This is a genomic window from Acinetobacter sp. ANC_7512, from assembly GCF_056779935.1.
Map to the genome: position 1 here is coordinate 94,880 of NZ_JBWYIX010000010.1, position 21,947 is coordinate 116,826.

18 protein-coding genes and 1 tRNA gene are annotated in these 21,947 nt (G+C 37.8%); 9 read left to right on the plus strand and 10 right to left on the minus strand.

Going from position 1 to position 21,947, the window contains the following annotated elements; translation table 11 throughout:
* The first annotated feature begins 114 nt into the window (after window positions 1-114).
* Together aspS and AC1M9H_RS10650 are read left to right on the plus strand one after the other, a co-directional pair.
* Entirely contained in the window at window positions 115-1,899 is a 1,785-nt protein-coding gene (aspS, locus tag AC1M9H_RS10645; RefSeq protein WP_035265578.1) for an aspartate--tRNA ligase, read from the plus strand.
* Between the two features lie 107 nt (window positions 1,900-2,006).
* The gene (locus AC1M9H_RS10650) at window positions 2,007-2,222 is read left to right on the plus strand and encodes a hypothetical protein (RefSeq protein ID WP_035265580.1); all 216 of its coding nucleotides are present in this window, start codon (window positions 2,007-2,009) and stop codon (window positions 2,220-2,222) included.
* Window positions 2,223-2,336: 114 nt separating this feature from the next.
* On the opposite strand, the gene AC1M9H_RS10655 is transcribed toward AC1M9H_RS10650, so the two are convergent.
* The 6 genes from AC1M9H_RS10655 to AC1M9H_RS10680 form a co-directional block, all read right to left on the minus strand.
* Window positions 2,337-3,248 (minus strand): hypothetical protein, encoded by a 912-nt coding sequence (locus AC1M9H_RS10655; protein ID WP_481613350.1) that lies wholly within the window; start codon window positions 3,246-3,248, stop codon window positions 2,337-2,339.
* A gap of 11 nt (window positions 3,249-3,259) precedes the next feature.
* Window positions 3,260-4,051, minus strand: a complete 792-nt coding sequence (locus AC1M9H_RS10660) for a glycosyltransferase family 25 protein (protein WP_092767583.1) — start codon at window positions 4,049-4,051, stop codon at window positions 3,260-3,262.
* 7 nt (window positions 4,052-4,058) lie between these two features.
* A complete protein-coding gene (locus tag AC1M9H_RS10665; protein ID WP_481613351.1) occupies window positions 4,059-4,823 on the minus strand; it encodes a glycosyltransferase family 25 protein in 765 nt (254 codons plus the stop codon).
* A 234-nt stretch (window positions 4,824-5,057) separates the two neighbouring features.
* Entirely contained in the window at window positions 5,058-6,032 is a 975-nt protein-coding gene (locus tag AC1M9H_RS10670; RefSeq protein ID WP_481587165.1) for a glycosyltransferase, read from the minus strand.
* Complete coding sequence (locus AC1M9H_RS10675) at window positions 6,029-7,639, minus strand: glycosyltransferase family 2 protein (protein ID WP_481613386.1); 1,611 nt, start codon at window positions 7,637-7,639, stop codon at window positions 6,029-6,031. The genes AC1M9H_RS10670 and AC1M9H_RS10675 overlap by 4 nt, the downstream gene beginning before the upstream one ends.
* Before the next feature lie 11 nt (window positions 7,640-7,650).
* Window positions 7,651-8,421, minus strand: a complete 771-nt coding sequence (locus AC1M9H_RS10680; RefSeq protein WP_481613352.1) for a glycosyltransferase — start codon at window positions 8,419-8,421, stop codon at window positions 7,651-7,653.
* 168 nt (window positions 8,422-8,589) lie between these two features.
* Between AC1M9H_RS10680 and AC1M9H_RS10685 the strand changes: the two genes are divergently transcribed.
* On the plus strand, window positions 8,590-9,759 hold the full coding sequence (locus tag AC1M9H_RS10685) for a nucleotide sugar dehydrogenase (protein ID WP_481613353.1): 1,170 nt from the start codon (window positions 8,590-8,592) through the stop codon (window positions 9,757-9,759).
* A gap of 37 nt (window positions 9,760-9,796) precedes the next feature.
* On the opposite strand, the gene AC1M9H_RS10690 is transcribed toward AC1M9H_RS10685, so the two are convergent.
* From AC1M9H_RS10690 to AC1M9H_RS10705, 4 genes are all read right to left on the minus strand, one after another.
* Window positions 9,797-10,723, minus strand: a complete 927-nt coding sequence (locus AC1M9H_RS10690; RefSeq protein WP_035265589.1) for a branched-chain amino acid transaminase — start codon at window positions 10,721-10,723, stop codon at window positions 9,797-9,799.
* A 34-nt stretch (window positions 10,724-10,757) separates the two neighbouring features.
* Entirely contained in the window at window positions 10,758-13,499 is a 2,742-nt protein-coding gene (gene glnE / locus AC1M9H_RS10695) for a bifunctional [glutamate--ammonia ligase]-adenylyl-L-tyrosine phosphorylase/[glutamate--ammonia-ligase] adenylyltransferase (protein ID WP_481613354.1), read from the minus strand.
* A gap of 65 nt (window positions 13,500-13,564) precedes the next feature.
* Window positions 13,565-14,845 carry a sensor histidine kinase gene (locus AC1M9H_RS10700; RefSeq protein WP_035265593.1) on the minus strand — a complete coding sequence of 427 codons (1,281 nt, stop codon included), beginning with the start codon at window positions 14,843-14,845 and terminating at the stop codon, window positions 13,565-13,567.
* Between the two features lie 358 nt (window positions 14,846-15,203).
* Window positions 15,204-15,290, minus strand: a tRNA-Leu gene (locus AC1M9H_RS10705).
* Window positions 15,291-15,472: 182 nt separating this feature from the next.
* On the opposite strand from AC1M9H_RS10705, the gene queA reads away from it, so the two are divergent.
* The 6 genes from queA (at window position 15,473) to secD (ending at window position 21,947) form a co-directional block, all read left to right on the plus strand.
* The gene (queA, locus tag AC1M9H_RS10710; protein WP_481613355.1) at window positions 15,473-16,510 is read left to right on the plus strand and encodes a tRNA preQ1(34) S-adenosylmethionine ribosyltransferase-isomerase QueA; all 1,038 of its coding nucleotides are present in this window, start codon (window positions 15,473-15,475) and stop codon (window positions 16,508-16,510) included.
* 10 nt (window positions 16,511-16,520) lie between these two features.
* Window positions 16,521-17,555, plus strand: a complete 1,035-nt coding sequence (locus AC1M9H_RS10715) for a hypothetical protein (protein WP_481613356.1) — start codon at window positions 16,521-16,523, stop codon at window positions 17,553-17,555.
* 24 nt (window positions 17,556-17,579) lie between these two features.
* Window positions 17,580-18,149 (plus strand): LemA family protein, encoded by a 570-nt coding sequence (locus AC1M9H_RS10720; RefSeq protein WP_228143115.1) that lies wholly within the window; start codon window positions 17,580-17,582, stop codon window positions 18,147-18,149.
* A gap of 285 nt (window positions 18,150-18,434) precedes the next feature.
* The gene (gene tgt, locus AC1M9H_RS10725) at window positions 18,435-19,565 is read left to right on the plus strand and encodes a tRNA guanosine(34) transglycosylase Tgt (protein WP_035265598.1); all 1,131 of its coding nucleotides are present in this window, start codon (window positions 18,435-18,437) and stop codon (window positions 19,563-19,565) included.
* 97 nt (window positions 19,566-19,662) lie between these two features.
* Window positions 19,663-19,992 (plus strand): preprotein translocase subunit YajC, encoded by a 330-nt coding sequence (gene yajC, locus AC1M9H_RS10730; protein WP_035265599.1) that lies wholly within the window; start codon window positions 19,663-19,665, stop codon window positions 19,990-19,992.
* Window positions 19,993-20,045: 53 nt separating this feature from the next.
* Window positions 20,046-21,947 carry a protein translocase subunit SecD gene (gene secD / locus AC1M9H_RS10735; RefSeq protein ID WP_481613357.1) on the plus strand — a complete coding sequence of 634 codons (1,902 nt, stop codon included), beginning with the start codon at window positions 20,046-20,048 and terminating at the stop codon, window positions 21,945-21,947.

A 21,947-nucleotide genomic window follows, 5' to 3' on the forward strand; every position in this document is an offset into this window, starting at 1 on the left:
AATCTTCTCCTTGTGACTGTAGTCTCAAAGAGGCATAATTCACCCTTTGTATAAAGGCGTTACGCTGTTTACGTATACGCTTTCATTAACCCATATAGTTGGATTTTTAACGCTATGATGCGAACTCATTACTGCGGTTCATTAACCGAAGCTCAAATTGATCAAACCGTTACACTTTGCGGATGGGTACACCGTCGCCGTGACCACGGTGGTGTAATTTTCCTTGATATGCGTGACCGTGATGGTCTAGTTCAAGTCGTTATTGATCCTGATACACCAGAAGCTTTCGAAACAGCTGATAAAGCTCGTTCTGAATTTGTATTAAAAATTACTGGTCGCGTTCGCCGTCGTTATGCTGGTACTGAAAATGCCAACATGGTGAGTGGTCAAATCGAAGTATTAGGTAAAGAAATTGAAGTTCTAGCAGCGTCTGAAACTCCACCATTTCCATTAAATGATGATAATACTAATATTTCAGAAGAAATTCGTTTGAAATATCGTTTCTTGGACATTCGTCGTCCAGAAATGTTAGAGCGTTTACGTTTCCGTTCTAAATTAACAAACCTTATTCGTAACTATTTCGAAGAAAATGGATTCTTAGACGTTGAAACACCTATTTTGACACGTGCGACTCCTGAGGGTGCGCGTGACTATTTAGTTCCAAGCCGTGTATCAAATGGTAGTTTCTACGCTCTTCCGCAATCACCACAGTTGTTTAAACAATTGTTAATGGTGGGTGGTATTGATCGTTATTACCAAATTGCTAAATGTTTCCGTGACGAAGACTTACGTGCTGACCGTCAGCCTGAATTTACACAAATCGACGTTGAAACATCGTTCATGAGTGACGATGACATCATGGATTTAATGGAACGTTTAACAGTTAAGATGTTTAAAGAACTTCTTAATGTTCAATTTGATAAGTTCCCACGTATGACCTATGCAGATGCAATGCGCGACTATGCGTCTGACAAGCCTGACTTACGTATTCCACTTAAACTCGTTGACGTTGCAGATTTAATGCAAGACGTAGAGTTCAAAGTATTCGCTGGCCCTGCTAAAGATCCTAAAGGTCGTATTGTTGCATTACGTGTTCCAGGTGCAGGCTCTCTTCCACGTAGCCAAATCGACGAGTACACTAAATTTGTTGGCATCTACGGTGCAAAAGGTTTGGCGTACATCAAAGTTAACGAACTTGAAAAAGGTATCGAAGGCTTACAATCTCCTATCGTGAAATTCATCGAGCCAATCGTGCTTGATCTATTAAAACGTGTGGGTGCTGAAAATGGCGATATCGTATTCTTCGGTGCAGATAAAGCGAAAGTTGTAAACGATGCAATGGGTGCTTTACGTATCAAAGTCGGTCATGACATGAAGATGGCAACTTGCGAGTGGGCACCACTTTGGGTTGTTGATTTCCCAATGTTTGAAGAAACTGATGATGGTAAATGGACCTCTGTTCACCACCCATTCACATTGCCAAAATCTAGCGTTGAAGAAGTGAAGAATAACCCAGGTGCTGCATTGTCTGTTGCTTACGATATGGTACTTAACGGTACTGAAATCGGTGGTGGTTCGCTTCGTATTCATAACTTAGAAATGCAAAAAGCAATTTTTGAAGCATTAGGTATTGGTGAAGAAGAGGCAGAAGAGAAATTCAGCTTCTTATTGAACGCTTTACGTTATGGTGCACCTCCACACGGTGGTTTAGCATTCGGTTTAGATCGTCTTGTGATGTTAATGACAGGTGGTTCTTCTATTCGTGATGTGATTGCATTCCCGAAAACGAAAACTGCGGAATGTCCTTTAACACAAGCTCCTGCACCAGTTGAATCAACTCAACTTCGTGATCTTGGTATTCGCTTACGTGAAAAACCAAAAGCTGAATCACAAGAATAACGTTTTGTTGATCTAAATAAAAACCCTGCAACTGCAGGGTTTTTATTTCATTGAGATAAACGCTCAAAAATGGCATAATCTCAGAAAATATTTAAGAGTTCATTCATATGGCTATGCGTCCTGATGTTCGTCGTCATACAATCATTATTATTGTATTTTGCATCGTGCAATGGGCATTTATGCGTTATATCTTGAATGAACAATTATTTAACCTCACCACTTATCAGCGTATCGTGTTCTTTAGTACGAGTAGTTTTATTGCAGCTTTTGGTTCAATCGCCGCACTTATTTATATGGTGATTAAAGGAAATGCGGATAAATAAGCATTGAGCTTACTTCCCTCTTCATTCTTCTCTTGCTTAAATTAAGTCAGTATTCATCTGACAAGATTCACCTATTATCAATAAATTATTAATTTTTAAATATAAATTAAATACTTAAGGGTTTAAAATTTTTAATAAAAACTTATGTCGATCATATTGGTGCACTATAGGAATCACAGATTGATCTTTATTGACTATTTTGCCATCTAACAAAGATATCTCTTCTTGCGAAAATAACCCTAAAGTTATTATATTGGAATCATTGGGTTGGCAGAATTGAATATTGGGTATACGACCATCGAATATCAACTTATTATGCATGGCTTGATCATAAATTCGATTCGACATGATTTTATATGGAATATTACAAAACTCACTTATCATTAACTGAATATAAGCCAGCATTGACTCTCGATCACCATAGCTTACTCCTGAACATGAAATCTGCTGCATTCCCATTTGCTCTAAGACTTCTACACCGTATGCATCTTTAATCCAGTCAGCGTTATAAGCCTCATCCTTTAATTTAACCTTTTGTTTTTCCATCCCGACATACAATCCATGTACGATGCCATCAAGTGGTGGAGCTTGGAAAATTACATCCCGAATATCAGATAAAAGAATTTTTTTAGCATTTGGACGAAGTCGAATCGCTTTTTGATACTCAAAGAAACGACCTATATGAGGATAACTCGCATAGTTCAAAGCGATTTCTTTCCAACCTTGCATTGGAATTTTAGCTACAAATTGAAAAAACAGAGTGGCGCAACGTCGTGCCAACTTATGTTTGAGTAATCCAACATAATCATTACGATAGTGTAGCTTACCCATAGAACTAAATTGGTAATTAATAGTGTAGTGTTGAATATGCTTTAAGTGTTTTCTATATTCTTCTAATTGTTTACGATAAATGATTAAAACAAGTTCACCATCAAATCCAGTATGATCTAAAGAGTTTATGAACGCTAAAATTTGAGAAACACTGTAACCTGTAGCAGCAGCTAGAATAACCTTCTCATCACCCATCGATATTTTTCCTATTTAAACTTAATTGTTCGGTGCTGATATACATCCAACAGTTGCTGAATGAGTCTAAACCACTCCCGTACAACCTTTTGTTTAAACGTCAATTTCTGCTTGATATGCTGTACTTGAATATCAAAACGCTTACGACGATTCTGCTCTAAACTACTTTCAAAAATTTCTTTTTGTGTAGGCTTTAATATATCGCTTTGAATACACAACCCAGGACTTAATTGATATGGAGTATACTGAGTTGACTGATCAAATAATTCAAAAACTATATGATCAACAGCCACCATTTCATCAAGACTTCGAGCATATTGCAATAATTGTTCACAAGCCTTTCTAGATAAAATATAGCCAGCACAACCTAAGTGTATACCATTCAGCTGATACAACGCTCGTTTACCAGGTACTATAGCTTGCTTTTGATAACCCATTTTTATTTTTTTTGAGAAAACTTCAAGTTTGATTATATGTGTATCTTTTGGTATCCAATTATAATTCTCTAAAAGTAGATGACTCTCTTGACCCAGGTAAACATCATCTTCAAATATAGTAATAAAATCAAATTGCTCATCAACTGCTTTTTTCCACAAAGTGAGGTGACTCAATAAGCAAGCTATTTCACCTTCTGTAAGCTCTGTCTTTTGAAAATTTAGATCCAATAAGTTAATCGATTTCTGACTAGAATCAGGTGTAATCGCATTAAAAAACTCAAAACCAACATTTTGACGATTGAATTCAATGCTTATGTGTTCACGTCGGCTCTTAGCAGTCTCTAAGCTAATAACAAAATTTCTCATAATTCAGCTACTTAAACTCTACTTTTCTAGCAAACAAACATAGCCTCAACTTATGAATCAAACGAAGAAATTCTCGTTTGATTTTTTGATCAATGCTCAACATTTGTTTTGGTACTTTAAAATTGTTGCGGAAAGCATCTAGCGAACTAACGAGCGTAATTTCTTGCTTGAGAACTTTCTCTTGTATACAAATGGCAGGTTCCAACTGATAAACAATATAATCATTGTGTTTAAGCAAATCAGAGAATAGTATGTGATCCAATGGTTTCAACGTTGTTTGATGCTGAATATAGTTTAGAATATTCTTTATGGCTTTTTTCGAAAGTATATATCCCGCAGCCCCAAAGTGATCTGTTTTTAGCTCACTTATTACATGTTTTTCTTTACTTAATTTTGATTTTTTTAAAATTACTCTCTCGAAGAAAGTTTCAATCTTTAAAATATCTATATTTTGTTCTAACCAACTACTATCCTTTAAAAATAAAGATGCATTTTCAGTTAAAAAAATGTCATCTTCAAAGATCGCAACATAATCCAAACCATCATTCAGCGCTTTCTTCCAAACAGTAATATGGCTCAATGCACACGCCAATTCACCTTCACTAATTTTAGTCAGGTCAAAAAAATCAAAATCGGATTTTATAATTTCGTAGGCTAAATCGGGAGTTAGAGCATCAAAAAACTCAAAATCAATTTTTTTTGCATGAAATTCCTCAGTGATATGACTCCTTCGCTCATGAGCAGAAGGTAAACTTATAACAAAACTCTTCATATAAAATTGGGGATCTACTTTTTACTAAGCTTATAAAATAAAAAAAGTTAATACATTATGGTTGTTAATAAATTTCACATTCAACAGTTCTAGTATGAAAAAAACATATACATTATACTTTAATTTAGATTAATTAAAAAATATCTATCCATAAAAGTGAGTTTTTCTAGTTTGTCTAATTACACATTAGAACCTTTGCAATACATTTAAAAACTACATGAGAGTTTAGCATTTTTAATGCCAATCTAAATGAGTGCTATCTTTCAATAATGATGGAGCTTGATAATTAAATGCTTTACCCTCAACAGCCATTTGATATTTTTCTAAATATCCATACATCATTTTTTCAGCATTAAAATATTCTTTAACATGTTCGTGGCACTGTAAAGGATCATATTTCTGATTCAAAATAGCATCGACTAACTCATCGGTTTGAGGTGAAAGTTTTCCACAAAAATGAGGAACTAATTCTGGAATAGCCCCATAAGGCGTTGAAAAAACTGGACACCCGAAATACATACTTTCGATAATCGCTAAACCAAATGGTTCATGCCAACGCACTGGAAAAATCAAACCTTTTGAACCATTTAATAGTGCGAGTTTTTCTTGACCGCCCACCATACCATGAAAACGAATATTTGGAGAAAATGTTAAGCGTATGCCTCGTTTAAAATTAAAGCGGTCACCACCCAATACATCTAATTTTTGCTTCGCTTTTAAAGCAACATTGATCGCACCTTTGACATTCTTTAAACGCCAAGCCGCTTTACCTAAGAAATGATAATAATCACGCTTGGCTTTCCAATTCACATTACCATAATTTGACCAATCGAGGCCGTTATAAACAAAACTGTTCGACTGATGTCTCTCTGCATGATTTTTTGAAACAAAAATAGTATTTCTATCTAACAAATCACCCACTTGAGCATTACCATGTTCTGTCACAACATAAGGTATATCAATTTCAAGGTTTTTAGGTTGGAATTGAAAATGAACGATATCTGTATTTTCAGGAATTAATTGATTCCAAGATTTAAAAGGATCAATTTCAATAACTTCTGCAAAATCACAAGTTGAGCCCTTCGGGACGATAAATGTGACTTTATGACCGAACTCGACTAATTTTTTTGCTAAATCCCAAATAACTCGCTCCGTTCCACCGTAAGCAAAAACTGGAATCGTCGACATATTTGCGATTACAATATTCATTTATTCTTCTCTTGATTCATTTGCCAAAGCATCACGTATTTATTAAAGGTGTATCCCATCGAAGCGATTGCCAAAAATAATCCATATGCTCCACCAACAAAATCACCTCGGATAATATATTCTCGAATAAATGAAAATATTGATCGAAATATTAAGGCAATTAAACTGACTTTTTTTCCATTTTTAAACTTATCTTTTGCCCAATCATGACTATATCGAACATTTTTGAGCAAGAAATGATGTAAATCATCGTTGGTCAAATGAGCCAAATAACCTGGCAAACATTGTGCTGAAACCCCTTTTTGGTCTAAAGATTCATGCACTTCTAAATCTGAATACTTAAAATGCTCACGTGAATAAAGTCTTGCAAGTTTGTCGGTGTACCAGCCTCGTTTTTGAACTTCAACACCACAGAATAAATTCACTCGCGCCAAACTAAACACTCGATCATACTGTACTGGCTGCTTTAGAATTTCTGCAATCGAATCACGTAAAGGTTGATCCAATCGCTCATCTGGATCTAGAACCAACACATAATCTTGAGTGGCATAACTTTGAGCCAATTGACGTTGCTTACCAAAACCTTTCCAATCAGTATTCACAAACCATTTTGCACCGTAACGATCAGCAATTTCTCGAGTATTGTCCGTGCTTCCTGAATCTAGAATGACGATTTCATCCACGAGATCAACCACACTATCTAAGCAATCTGCCAAATGTCTTGACTCATTTTTTAAAATAATCACCAATGATAAAGTGGATCTTTTTTCTGTCCCAAGCTCGATTGAAGTTAGATTCTGCAATGCTTGATGTTCAGCAACAAACTTTCCTTCGGCATTGTTATGATGTAGATCATACAAAATTGCATATTTATTAAAAGTATATTGCGCAAATATTAACGAGTATAAAAAACCATAGCGGCCTTTCAAAAAACGACCATCTACAATATATTGTTTTATAAATGCCCAGAATGCATGCAGTAAAATTGCAAATGATGAAGTTGATTTTCCACGATTAAAACGATCAACTGCCCACGCTTTCGCGTATTGGAGTCTTTTGCTGAGTAAAAATTCTGGTGTAGGTGCAGTATGATGCAACATGAATCCATTCAATGTTTCTGTTCTAGCTTGATTCAAAACAATAGATTCATGCACTAAATTATCGTTATATTGAAATGATTTAGGATATAAACGCCAATGCGCTTTTATTGACCAATAACGATTGTCAATCTCATGTCCAAAAACACAATCAACGCGTTTAATTCCATAAACGATATTTGCAGGTTGGTTTTGGATAACTTTTAAAATGCTTTGCTTTAATTCTTCAGTAATTTCTTCATCAGCATCCAATGCTAGAATCCAATGACCAGTCGCATAGCTTTGCGCCAATTGACGCTGTTTACCAAAACCAGGCCAATCTGTATTCACAAACCATTGACCGCCAGCAGCTTCGACCAGTTCACGTCCGTGATCAGTACTTCCAGAATCAAGCACAATGATTTCATCTACCCAACCACGCAATGCAGGTAAACTAACTGCTAAATTCTCAGCCTCATTTTTTACCATCATCACAACAGATAAACGGTATGCTCTTTCTTGTCTATTCAACATTTCCATGTTTAGCGCCAAGCATCCTTAATCCATTGACTTGGCAACACATAGCGGTACCATTTACCACCGCCACCATTAACTGCATCAGGTGGATTAATCTCACCATGGAAAATAATAATTTTAGCACCTTCAGGTTTTACTGGTGGCTTAAAAAAAGCCATTGGGATTTTTTGTAAACAGTGATATTTATAACTTTTACACCAGCTATCTGGCCAATAAGTTTGCTTCGCATGTTTATCTACATACCATGACAAATAGGCTTGCTCATTACGGAATTTTTTTCGGATCTCATCAAAGTTCTCACGAAAATATGGTAATAATCCAGGGAAAGCGCCCAATTTAAAACGATATACTGAGCTATTACCTGTGATTCGCCATGGTCGTTTCCAGTCGTGAATAATTAAAAAATCACCTGGATAAGTGAAAAAATCATCCATGTTATCAACGATAACAACATCCAAATCTAAAAATAGCGCGTTACCCTTTAAGCCATATAAGTCAGGCTCAAAAGTTGAAAGTTTGTTCCAACCACGCTCAGGCGCGCCTTCAGGCAATGCTAACGGTGGAATAGGAAAGCATTTAACATTTGGATCAATTCCTTCTGTACGGTCAGTGAGACAAACCATCTGGAAATCAACAGTCGTGTGTCGTTTCACCATATTGTAAAGCCGATTCACATACTCAGAACCATATTTGGTTCCCCACTTCATACACAAAACAATGTTCTGTTCTTGTGCAATCTCTTCTTCTAATAAGACATTGTTTACATGTATTGACATGCCGTTTTATTCCACCGAATCAATAGCTGCATCATACCACAGAGTTAAAATATTCTTGAACGATAAGAATTCAAACTCGTCCAAATTGAAATCAAATCTTCATTAAATTGTCACGTCTTAGAAACCCTATTTTGTCAAATTAAATTTAATCTGGCTTGAACTAAAATAATGAAAATTACTATTGTCGGCACTGGGTACGTCGGTCTCTCAAATGCGATGATTTTAGCGCAACATCATGAAGTCACCGCCTTAGACATTGATCAAAACAAAGTAAATTTATTGAACAAGAAAATCTCACCTATACAAGACAGAGAAATCTCTGACTTTCTAAGTAATAAACCATTAAACTTTAAAGCAACAACTAATGCTGTGGATGCGTATTTTCAGGCAGACTATATTCTTATTGCGACGCCAACTGATTATGACCCTAAAACCAATTATTTTGACACTTCAAGTGTTGAATCTGTGATCACTGAGATTTTAAGTATCAATCCATTAGCGACGATCATTATCAAATCGACAGTTCCTGTAGGTTACACCCAACAACTAAAAAGTAAATTTGAAACACAGAATATTATATTTTCACCTGAGTTTCTCAGAGAAGGAAAAGCATTGCTAGATAACTTATATCCTTCAAGAATTATAATGGGTGAAAATTCTGAACGAGCACATCAATTTGCAAACATGCTCATAGAGGGTGCTTATAAAAAAGATTGTCCAGTCTTGTTCACTGACTCCACCGAGGCAGAAGCAATCAAACTTTTTGCAAACACCTATTTAGCTATGCGCGTTGCATTCTTCAATGAACTAGATACTTACGCTCAAATATACCGATTGGACACTCGCCAAATGATCGAGGGTGTTTGTTTAGATCCTCGAATTGGTAAATTTTATAACAATCCATCATTCGGTTACGGCGGATATTGTCTTCCTAAAGATACTAAACAATTACTCGCCAACTATGACCAAGTTCCAAGCAATTTAATTCAAGCCATTGTAGATGCGAATATTACTCGCAAAGATTTTATTGCACAGTCTATTTTGGAGAGATGCCCTAGCGTTGTTGGGATATATCGTTTGGTCATGAAAAGTGGTTCAGACAATTTTCGATCGTCAGCAATACAAGGTGTTATGCGTCGTCTCAAAGCACAAGGAATCAAGATCATTATTTACGAACCCACACTTTCATCGAAAAAATTTCAAAACTCAAAAATCATCAAAACACTGGAAGAATTTAAAAAAAGAGCAGATTTAATTATTAGTAATCGTCATTGCGATAAACTAAATGATGTTGCAGATAAAGTGTATACCAGAGATATTTTTGGTAAAGATGATTAAAAAAGGACTCAATTGAGTCCTTTTTTCAAAGCATTAATTACTTCACATATGTTAACCAGTGAGCATATTTAGGGTCTTTACCTTGTACGGCATCGAAGTATGCTTTTTGGATTTGTGTTGTGATTGGACCACGAACACCTTCACCGATTTGACGATCATCATATTCACGGATTGGCGTTACTTCTGCCGCTGTACCTGTAAAAAATGCCTCATCAGCGATATAGAATTCATCACGTGTGATACGGCGCTCTACAACGTCATATCCAAGGTCTTTCGCAATCGTAATAATGGTTTGACGAGTAATACCATCAAGAGCACCACCAGCGATATCAGGGGTATGAATCACGCCATCACGCACTAAGAATACGTTTTCACCTGAACCTTGACACACATAACCTTGTGGATCAAGTAACATTGCTTCGTCATAACCTGAGTGCGCAACTTCTTGGTGTGCCAAAATAGACAGCGTATAGTTTCCTGATGCTTTCGCCTTACACATCGTCACGTTAGGGTGATGGTGTGTAAAAGAAGAAGTTTTTACACGAATACCCTTCGCCATTGCTTCTTCACCAAGGTAAGCGCCCCAGCTCCACGCAGCAACCACTGCATGAATTGTATTATCCGTCGCTGCAATACCTAGCTTTTCCGAACCAATAAAGATAATTGGACGTAAATAGCAAGAAGCTAATTTATTTTCACGCACCACATCAATTTGAGCTTGTTCTAATGCCGCCTGATCAAACGGAACTTTCATTTGATAAATTTTGGCAGAGTTTAAAAGACGTTTAGTGTGTTCTTTTAAACGGAAAATTGCCGTTCCATTCGGAGTTTCGTAGGCACGGACACCCTCAAACACACCCATACTGTAGTGTAAAGTGTGTGTTAAGACGTGAGTTTTTGCTTCACGCCAATCAACTAATTGTCCATCTTGCCAAATAAAACCATCACGATCAGCCAAATTCATGACCTAAACTCCAAATTTTTATACACAGTCATTTCTATCCAACTACTGATGCAGTTGGATCTATTAATCTTTGCCATAGCTTGCAAACGACCTTACGGGTATCGAGCCAATTCGCAGCACTCACTTGCATGGATTGATTTGCAAGGGCTAAACGATGACTCTCGGCACGTTCACGGAGATAAGCTTGAATCAATGCTGTCGCATCGGCGCTGGATAAGCAGCCAGTTTTTGCGGCATCCTCAAGGATTCGTACATTGTCGGAGTAATGGGCGAGATCAGGATTCGTCCCACTCCATGCTAATACTGCATACTGTGCCATAAATTCGATATCAACGATACCACCTGCATCCTGTTTTAAATGAAAAATTCCATCTTTTTTTTGCTCATTTGATGAGCCTAAATGGTCTTTCATTTTTTGACGCATTTTTAGCACTTCTGCTCTCACCGTTTCTTCATTTCGAGGCAAAGTTAAAATACGACAGCGTAATTCCTCAAACTTTTCTCTTAAGCTTTGCTCACCCGCTATACTACGCGCACGAACAATCGCTTGATGCTCCCAAAGCCATGCATTTTTAAGTTGGTATTGCTCAAAAGCCTTAAGGCTTGTGACGAGAAGCCCAGCTTCTCCTGAAGGACGCAATCGTGTATCAATCTCATACACACGACCATCTAAAGTTTGGGTTGTCATCAGCGACATGAGCTTTTGCCCAACACGCATCGCAAATTCAAAACCACTAATTGGTTTCAAGCCATCTGTATCTGCCTGCTCATCCATATAGTGGATAAAGACTAAATCAAGGTCTGAACCATACCCAAGTTCAATACCGCCTAATTTCCCATACCCAATGACACTGAATGCCATATGATTTTTTGAACAACGCTGACCATCTGCATCTACTGGGTAACCATGTTTTTTTGCTGTAATTTGATATGCTAAATTCAAAGTTGCTTGAACTGAAACCTCAGCAATATCGGTGAGCGCATCAGACACACGCATCAGTGGACTTTCAGCCAATACATCACTTGCTGCTACAGTCAAAACATTCGATTTTTTGAATAAGCGCAATACGCGCATTTGATCTTCCACTTGATCAATTTCAATACGCAACAGCTGCTGTCTGAGTGAATCCTCCAAATCTTGGCGTTTAGGTAGCTCAAAATCCATTGATAAAAACTCATCGAGTAAAACTGGATAATGGGTTAGCTCTTCACAAATCCATGGGCTTACAGTCGCCATTTTAACGAGTCGCTGTAATGCTCCTTTGCTTTCAATTAACATCACTAGATAGACTGTTCGCCGCATCACAGATTCAACCAGTGGCATCAGCCTTACCAAAGCGACTTGTGGATTATCCGATTCAAGAACAGCTTGAATCAGATGAGGCCAAAACTCTTTTAAACGATTAACTGCTTTAGCGGGTAATTTTTTTATGGCATGTCCATACCAAAATTCACGAACCAAATTTTTAGCAGACTCATCTAAAACTTCATTCAATTGCTGCTCTATTTGGCTAAAGCTTTCAACCAATGGATCTACTTCTTTTTCTTTAATTAAATGCTCAAACTGATAAGTTACTATAGCGCGCTTATCATTGAGAACATTTAAGAAAGCATCCCAACTCTCAAATCCAAGTGTCTCTACGATGCGATTTCTTTGGTCAGGTTCTGTAGGCAGTGATTGAGTTTGTTGGTCGTTCAACGCTTGAATGGCATGTTCCACACGACGCAAGAATAAATAAGCATTTTCAAGCTCATCCACCACTTCAGGTTCAAGTAATCCAACAACCCCCAAATGATGTAGACTCACTAAACATTGACGGTCTTGTAGCTCAAGTTTTGAACCACCATAAATCAACTGGAAAACTTGAACGATAAACTCGACTTCACGAATACCACCTGCACCAAGTTTAATATCATCTTCAATATTTCTACGTTGAACTTCACGCTCAATCATCGCTTTCATTTCACGCATCGCTGCAAAAGCAGTGTAGTCCACATAACGGCGGAATACAAAAGGTCGAGTCATTTCCAGAAGCTCATCCCCTTCCTTTCCTCCTGTAACAATACGCGCCTTTATCCATGCATAACGCTCCCACTCACGCCCATGTTGACTGAGATACTTTTCAAGTGCCGCATGACTGATTGCTAGTGCTGAACCATCACCCCATGGTCGCAATCGCATATCCACTCGGAATACAAATCCATCTGCGGTGATATGTTCCAACAAATAAATAATTTTTTGCCCCCAAAGGATGCAAAATTGCTGAACATCAATACATTTACGACCATTGGTTTCACCTTGCTCATCGAAGGCAAATATAAGATCAATATCACTGGATAAATTAAGTTCCTGAGCCCCCAATTTACCCATTGCAATCACGATAAGGTCTTGAAGCTTACCGTTATAGCCGATCGGCTCTCCATGTTTGGCTTGCAATGGACGATAAGCGAAGCTTTTGGCTGCATCAATACTGGCATCGGCAAAGTCTGAAAGCTCACGAGTCAATGTAATAACTGAAATGAGGCGGTTCGCATCCTGCCAAATCCACCGAAACATTAACCGTGCTCGCAAAATTCGAATTTTTTGCATCCATTCTTTTTCATCCTGAATGTCAGCAAGTTCTTTTTGTACAATGTGATAGATTTGTTCAGTACTTAAAAATTTATTAAATTGATCAGATGAATAATCTTGTTCTAATAATGTTTGATGTAAATTATAAACTTGTTCCGCGTATTGACTGGCTCTAAGAGTTTTTTGCAACTGATCAGCATTCATTTGAAAAAAAGCCTGAATAAATCTAAAACTCTTTTATATCAGTCCTTACGCAATTTGTGGACTATTTAGTTCACTTTTTCCAAAGATGTTTGATTACTCGTATTTGGGGTGGCAGGTAACGCTGCATGAGTGTCTGCTTCAGGTAATATGACTTTAAAAGTCGTACCTTGACCTTGTTGAGAACTGACACAAATTTCACCATGATTCAAATCAACAAATCTTTTACATAACACCAAACCTAAACCAGCACCTTTTTCACCAGATGTACCACGAATAGATACCTTCAAATCCGGTTGAAAAAGCTTCTCAATTTGCTGTGGTGTCATACCTAAACCTGTATCTCGAATGGCAATTTCGACACCTTGATCGCATTTTGATGCTTCGATATAAACTTTTCCAGTTCCATCCACATGAGTAAACTTCAAAGCATTGGATACCAAGTTTTGAATCACTGATGTGATCATATTAATGTCGGCAAAGACTTTTAACTCTTGCGGCACACTTTCAATTAATTGAATATTTTTTTTCACAGCCAACGTGTTTAAAACATCAAAAACGATTTTTGTCACCTGTTTAAGCTCAAACTGAATAGGATGATAGACAAATCTCCCGCCTTCAGCCATTGCCCAATTTAATAGGCTTTCCAATAAGTTATAAGTCGATTGAGCGGTATCATGTAAATACTCAGCGATATTCTGTACACTGTCCTCATCCAAACTTTCACGCTCATTGGCCAATACATCAGAAAAACCTAATAAGCCATGAAATGGTGCGCGTAAATCGTGTGCAATGATTTGAAAGAATTTTGTTTTACTGAAATTAAGCGCCGATTGTTGTTCATATAATTCTTTGAGTTCCGCATAATCCGAATGAAGCTCTAATATACGAATTAAGCTCATTGAAAAATCATAAACCAGTTCTAAATTTTGATCATCAAAAGGTTGGTGCTGATTATCAAATAAAATCACTTGACCAATTGAAAAATCATCATTCACTTTTAAATCAATGGCTATAATTCGCTCGTGATCAACTCCGAGTTGATGAATATGTGCTGAAAAAGATGAATAATTAGGATGATCACGACTGATCGAAGTTTGACCCGCGAAATATGGTAATAATTTTGCTTTTTTATTGGCATTAAAAGCTTTAAATCCATTTGGAGAAGAATGCCACACATATGGTTCATCATGAAAAGCTAAGATTGCTGACTCCGCATTTAAAATGCCACGCGCAAATCTTAAAAAACTCTCAAGTTGATTTTTTGGCGTTGATACACCGAGTAAAAGAGACATTTTGCAGGCACTGAGCTGATCAGCTTGATCGACATCTATAAATTCTATTTTCATGTCTACATCCTGCCATGGAGTAAAGGGTAATAATGATCGATTACATTTTATTTTTTCATTTCACAGTAAAGAAATGAAACCTTATTTCATCAAGACTAATACATTATCAAATATTAAGAAAGTGCATTTTTGAGGACTGAATATCTAGCTAAAGCATGAGTCGTACTTTATAAAACGTAAGCGTCTAGTGAAGATCGATTGAATAAACCATAACTATTTATTATTAAAATAAAATTTACTCAATCCTTATCTTATATTATTCATCAAATCTTCATTTGAAATTTTAAAATTCCTTTATTTATTTAAAACAAATAAAAAGGCCCTCAAGTCTGAATATGCTTGAAGGCCTTTAAGTATTTGGTCCCGAGGGTCGGACTCGAACCGACACGTCATCTCTGACAGCGGATTTTGAGTCCGCCGCGTCTACCAATTTCACCACCTCGGGAAAGGTTGTGTTCGGTATAATATCGTTTTTCTTTTCTTTGTCAATGCATAACCTGACTCAAGCGCCTATTTTTAAATCAATAGCATGCATTATGCTTTTTTAACCACCAAACTCAGCTCGAACTGGGCAAAAAAAGCATATACTAATGCCAAAATTTTTGCTGATTCCATTTTTATATTCTTATGCAACTATCTGATTTTAGCTTTGAACTCCCAGACGAACTTATTGCCCGTTACCCTCTTGAAGAACGAAGTGCTTCTCGCCTGCTTCATCTTAAGGCGGATGGTCAGTATGATGATCACCAATTTACCGATATTTTAGACCTGTTTAATGAAGGTGATTTATTAGTTCTCAATGATACCAAGGTAATGAAAGCTCGCTTGAAAGGTAAGCGTGCTTCGGGTGGTGCGATTGAGGTTCTAGTTGAAAGAATGCTTGATCAATTTATTGCTCATTGCCATATCAAAGCAAGTAACTCACCAAAACCAGGTGCTGAGCTTTTTGTCGGATCAGATGAGGTTAAAGTTACGGTTCAAGGGCGCCATGAAAATCTCTATGTGGTGGAATTTTCCAAACCAATCTTAGATGTATTGGATCAGCATGGTGCATTGCCTATTCCACCTTACTTCAACCGAGAAGCAGAAGATATTGATACTGTTCGTTATCAAACCGTATTTAATGATCCTACAAAAATTGCTAGCGTTGCTGCTCCAACGGCGTCTCTACATTTTGATGAACAACTATTAAAAAAACTTGAAGATAAAGGTGTAAACAAAACATTTGTCACCTTACATGTGGGTGCAGGTACCTTCTTACCAGTACGCACCACTGATATCGAAAATCACATCATGCACAGTGAATGGTGCCAAGTCAGCGATGAAGCTATGGCATTGATTAAGGCGACTAAAGATCGAGGCAATAAAGTGATTGCCGTCGGAACGACTGCAACACGCGCAACAGAAAGCGCGGCTCAAGCCAATGGTGGACAACTGAAGGGCTGGACTGGTGATACTCAGATTTTTATTTATCCTGGTTATGAATTTAAAGTGGTAGATCGTTTGATTACTAACTTCCACCTTCCAGAATCAACATTATTAATGCTTGTTTCAGCCCTGTCCAATCGTGATTATATTTTGAATGCGTATCAACATGCTGTAAAAGAGCGCTATCGTTTCTTTAGTTATGGTGACGCAATGTTGATTGACCAAGCAAAAGATTAGGATCTGATCTATGCCGATTGATTCTGTTCAGCAACTGCTTCACCTTCGCACCCGAAAGAACAAGCAAATTATGGCCAGTGTTGATCGGCTTTGGGCTCTTGGACGTTCTGCTCAACATTATGATGACATCCTGCAAGGATTACATCCATGGGGTTCGAATACCCAACTTTTTTTTCACAATGGCATACCTAAATTTTTAGTTACGCTTGCCATCATATTAATTGTTTTTTCGCTCTTTCCTATTTTTGACACATTAAAATGGATGGCATATAGCTCAGCGGCGATACTTATCCTGATTGCATATATAATTTATGAACCAAATAAACCTATTCATGAAGTGATTTCATTTCTTGAAGAGCGAATGATTGGTTTTAAATTCGGTATAGAAGCTTATTCAACGCCATCACACCTTGGAACAAATAGACATAACACCTTGATCATAAGTCAGCTAAGGCAAAAATTTCCTTTGTTTAACCAAGGTAACCATGCCAATGATATTTTAAAGTTCGCCTCCACCACGTGGAAAAACGCGCAAAATCAAGATTTTCCTGTTATGCTTTTTCATTACCGATTTATTGATGAAATCAATCTGCCTGAGCAAAACAAAACACCACAAAAATTAAAAAAAATTGAACGTCATCGTTGGGGCGTATTTGTATTTGATATATCACCACTAGGATTAGCGACAACCAGTAGAAAGAAAGGGTTCATAGCACCATATACAGAGCACTGGGAGAGCAGCGATTTAGAGCTACGTAAAAAAGTTCAGATTTACGGTACAGATCGCTTACAACTCGCAAAGATCATGACGCCATCAACCACACTCAAACTGATTGAATTTTATCGACTTCACCAGGGCGACTTAATTTTCCACCCTCATGACCAAATCATGTGCTATTTGGGAGAGCGCGATTTATTTGAAGTCACGCACAAGCTTGAAATCAAAGACATTAAAAATATATCCGCTTTGCGCGGTTACTTAAGAAAATTAACCATGCCAAATTATCAACAACTCAAACAGAGCATGCTAAACTTAGTTACATAATAACGATCATATTAGGTAATGCGTGTGGGCTTATTCATTTTTCTTTCCATCTTCGTTTTGATTATTGTTTGGGGAATATGGGTTCGAAATAATATCGTTCGATATTTGAATGCTTCTCAGCGTGCTTGGTCAGATGTCGCAAATTTTGAACGTCAGAAAATTAAAACATTAGAGCATCTTGAGCAAAATTTATCTCAATACACTGAGTTTGAAAAATCAACACTAGAAAATATCACAGCCTTACGCCAACAAATCCTAAATCTCAATACACAATCTACTGATGTAGCTCAGCTTCAGCATATTGAAGCGCTAAGTCAGTCGTTAATTAAAAGTTTAAATGTGGTTGTTGAGAATTATCCAGATCTCAAAGCTGATCAGCTTTACAACCAAATGATGCATGACATTCAAGAGCAAAATGAAAATGTCAGCGCTGCAATTTCAATATTCAATCGAAATGTCGAAGAGTTTAATAACTTGATTCAAATTTTTCCAAATAACTTAATCAACAGTATCAGCCTCGCAAAGAAACCTATTCGCCCATTTACAGATCATCAAGCTCAACAAAATTTTGATTATCGCCCTAATTTCAAATAAGGATTCCACCTTAAAAAGTGGCAATATCTTAGAGAATCACGTTGTTTATCCATTACGATTTATTCATATTAAGAGACGCTAAAAACTGTATAGCTGGGCGAAAAATAAGCAGATATCTTCATTGTTTAGCAAGATCATGAATCTCTTGTAATTTTTCATAAACAAAAATCCAAGTCGTTAAGAATAATGTAATTTTTCTAGCATAAACTGCGCGAATCTAGGAAAATAGAGTGCTTTATCGCTATCAATCAGCGAACTGTTTTTTCGCCTCGATTTGGACAATTTATGAAGTTTGAAAAATTAGGTCAGTCTGGTCGCGCTCGACGCGGACGCTTAACCTTGGAACATGGTGTCGTTGAAACACCGATGTTTATGCCTGTCGGAACTTACGGCACTGTTAAAGGCATGCTCCCACGTGATATTGAAGAAATTAAATCACAGGTCATTTTAGGGAATACCTTTCATTTATATCTACGCCCTGGCCTAGATGTCATTCGTGAGCACGGTGGTCTACATGGTTTTATGAAATGGAATAAACCAATTTTGACTGACTCTGGTGGCTTCCAAGTATTTAGCTTAGGCGCAATGCGTAGTATCAAAGAAGACGGCGTAACATTCCGCTCTCCAATTGATGGCTCTAAAGTCTTTCTTTCTCCTGAAATTTCGATGGATATTCAACATACATTGAATTCAGATATCGTGATGATTTTTGATGAATGTACACCCTATCCAGCGACTCACGAAGAAGCTCAGAAATCTCTACAACTTTCATTGCGTTGGGCAAAGCGTTGTAAGACTCAACATCATGATGTGTTAAAAAACCGCAATGCTCTGTTTGGTATTATTCAAGGCGGCATGTATGAAGACCTCCGCCAAGAATCACTAAATGGATTAAAAGAAATCGGTTTTGATGGTTATGCGATTGGCGGTCTTTCTGTAGGCGAGCCAAAAGAAGAGATGATCAAAGTCCTTGATTATCTTCCAGAGCAAATGCCTGCGGATAAACCACGTTATTTAATGGGTGTTGGCAAACCAGAAGACATCGTTGAAGCTGTTCGTCGTGGTGTAGACATGTTTGACTGTGTAATGCCAACTCGTAACGCACGTAATGGACATTATTTTGTTACGGACGGTTTAGTGCGTATACGAAATGCGAAATACCGCCATGATCAAAGCCCACTTGATCCGCATTGCGATTGTTACACCTGTACCAACTTTACCCGTTCGTATCTATACCATTTAGAAAAATGTGGTGAGATGCTTGCATCAATGCTTGGCACAATTCATAACCTTCGTTATTACTTGCGTTTAGCAGAAATGATGCGTGATGCATTAGATAACGGAACATTTGATGATTTTGTTCACGATTTTTATGCACGCCGTGGGCTTGAAGTACCCCCTTGTCCGCAAGATTAATACATCAGTATTTGCGCTGAGCAAAAAGACAATGTAAATTGCTGAACAAGCCGATTTTTTATCATCTTTTTTGATATTTTTAGTTTAGGAAAATGAAATGAGCCTTTTTATTTCGACTGCACACGCAGCTGGTGAAGCTGCACAACAACCAAGCTTAGTTGCTAACTTATTGATGATTGCAGTATTCATTGCAATTTTCTACTTCTTAATTTGGCGTCCTCAAGCAAAACGTGCGAAAGAACATCGCACTTTGGTTGAGAGCTTAGGCGTTGGCAGCGAAATCGTTTTTGCAGGCGGTTTAATGGGCCGTATTACTAAACTCGAAGGTGATTTCGCTGTGGTTGAATTAAACCGTGGCAACGAAGTTAAAATTCAGCGTGCAAGTGTGATTTCAGTATTACCTGAAGGCACTCTAAATAACCTTTAATTATAAAATAGTCGTGCAGCTGCACGACTTTTTTCATTTTAAGAAGAAAGCGAATGCGTTACCCAGCATGGAAATATTTACTCATTCTAGTTGTACTAGTCGTGAGTACATTATATGCCCTGCCAAGTTTGTATCCTGATGAACCAGCTGTCCAAATTTCTGGTGCAAAAGCTGGTTCTGTCATTGATGACACAGTGATTCAAAAAGCAGAGCAACTATTAAAAAGCAACAATATCCAATCCCACAATAACAGCTTTACTCAAAATGCTGCCCTTCTACGTTTAGACAGTTCTGAAGCCCAATTAAAAGCAAAAGATATCCTACGTGAAGGTCTGGGTGAAAACTATGTTGTTGCATTAAACCTCGCACCAACAACACCTGAATGGTTACAGAAAATCGGTGCACGACCAATGAAACTTGGTCTTGATTTGCGCGGTGGTGTCCACTTCCTCCTTGAGGTGGATATGGACAAAGCTATTGCGCAGCGTATGGAAACTTCGGCTGCTGATTTGCGACGCGAATTCCGTGAGAACAATATCAAATTCAATAGTCTTTCATTGAATAACAATGCGATCACTGTTCAATTTGCTAACAATGAAGATCGTGCAGCAGCGATGGATCAACTTCGTCGTAACGGCAATAAATATACTCAACAAGCACTTGCAACTGAAAATGGTGCCAGTCTTCGTTTAACCTATACAGACACCACGAAGCAAGAAATTCAGTCATATGCGTTAGATCAAAACTTAACAACACTTCGCAATCGTATTAATGAACTTGGTGTTGCAGAAGCATTGGTTCAAACCCAAGGTAGCAACCGTATTGTGGTTGAATTACCAGGTGTCCAAGACACAGCTGAAGCAAAACGTATCTTAGGTCGTACAGCAAACTTAGAATTCCGTTTGGTGTCTGATCTAAATGATCAATATATTGATCCTTATTCAGGGAAATATAATGGTCAACCCTTACCTCCAGGGACAGAAGTATTCGCCTATGAGTCTTTAGACAGTGGTCGTGAACTTTTACTTAACCGTAATCGTATTCTGACGGGTGAGCGTGTACAAAATGCTTCTTCAGGCTTTGGACAAGATAGTGGTACAGCAGAAGTTAACATTACCCTTGATAATGCAGGTGGTAAGTTAATGTCAGATGCGACTCGTAGCGCTGTTGGTAAGCGTATGGCGGTACTGTTCATTGAGAATAAACAACGTATCAGTTACGTTGAAGATCCTGAAACAGGTGCACAAACTGAAGTACGCACACCATATACTGAATCTGTCGTCATTAATGCAGCAAATATTCAAGCAGTACTGGGTTCACAGTTCCGTATTACTGGTTTAGATTCACCTCAAGAAGCAGCTGAGCTAGCTTTAATGCTTCGTGCAGGTGCGCTCGCTGCGCCAATGTACTTTGTTGAAGAGCGTGTTATCGGTCCAAGCTTAGGTCAAGAAAACATCGATAAGGGTGTACTATCCACTCAAATTGGATTCATCTTGGTCGCAATTTGGATGGTGGTATTCTTCCGCTTATTCGGTGTCATTGCGAACTTCGCTCTAGTATTCAACTTAGCAATGATCTTGACGGTTATGTCTTGGATCGGTGCTTCATTAACGCTGCCAGGTATTGCAGGTATCGTTATTACCATCGGTATGGCGGTGGATGCAAACGTTCTAATTTGCGAGCGAATACGCGAGGAAATCAAATGGGGAGCATCGCCTAAACAGGCGATTGTTGCAGGTTATGATCGAGCTTATAACACCATCTTTGACTCGAACTTAACCACATTCCTTGTTGCATTTATCCTCTTTGCCATTGGTACTGGTCCGATCAAAGGATTTGCCGTGACACTCATGATTGGTATTGTTTGCTCGATGTTTACTGCGATTACAGTAACCCGTGCAATTGTACAGATCATTTACGGTAAAAAACGTAACTTGAAAAAGTTGAGCATTTAG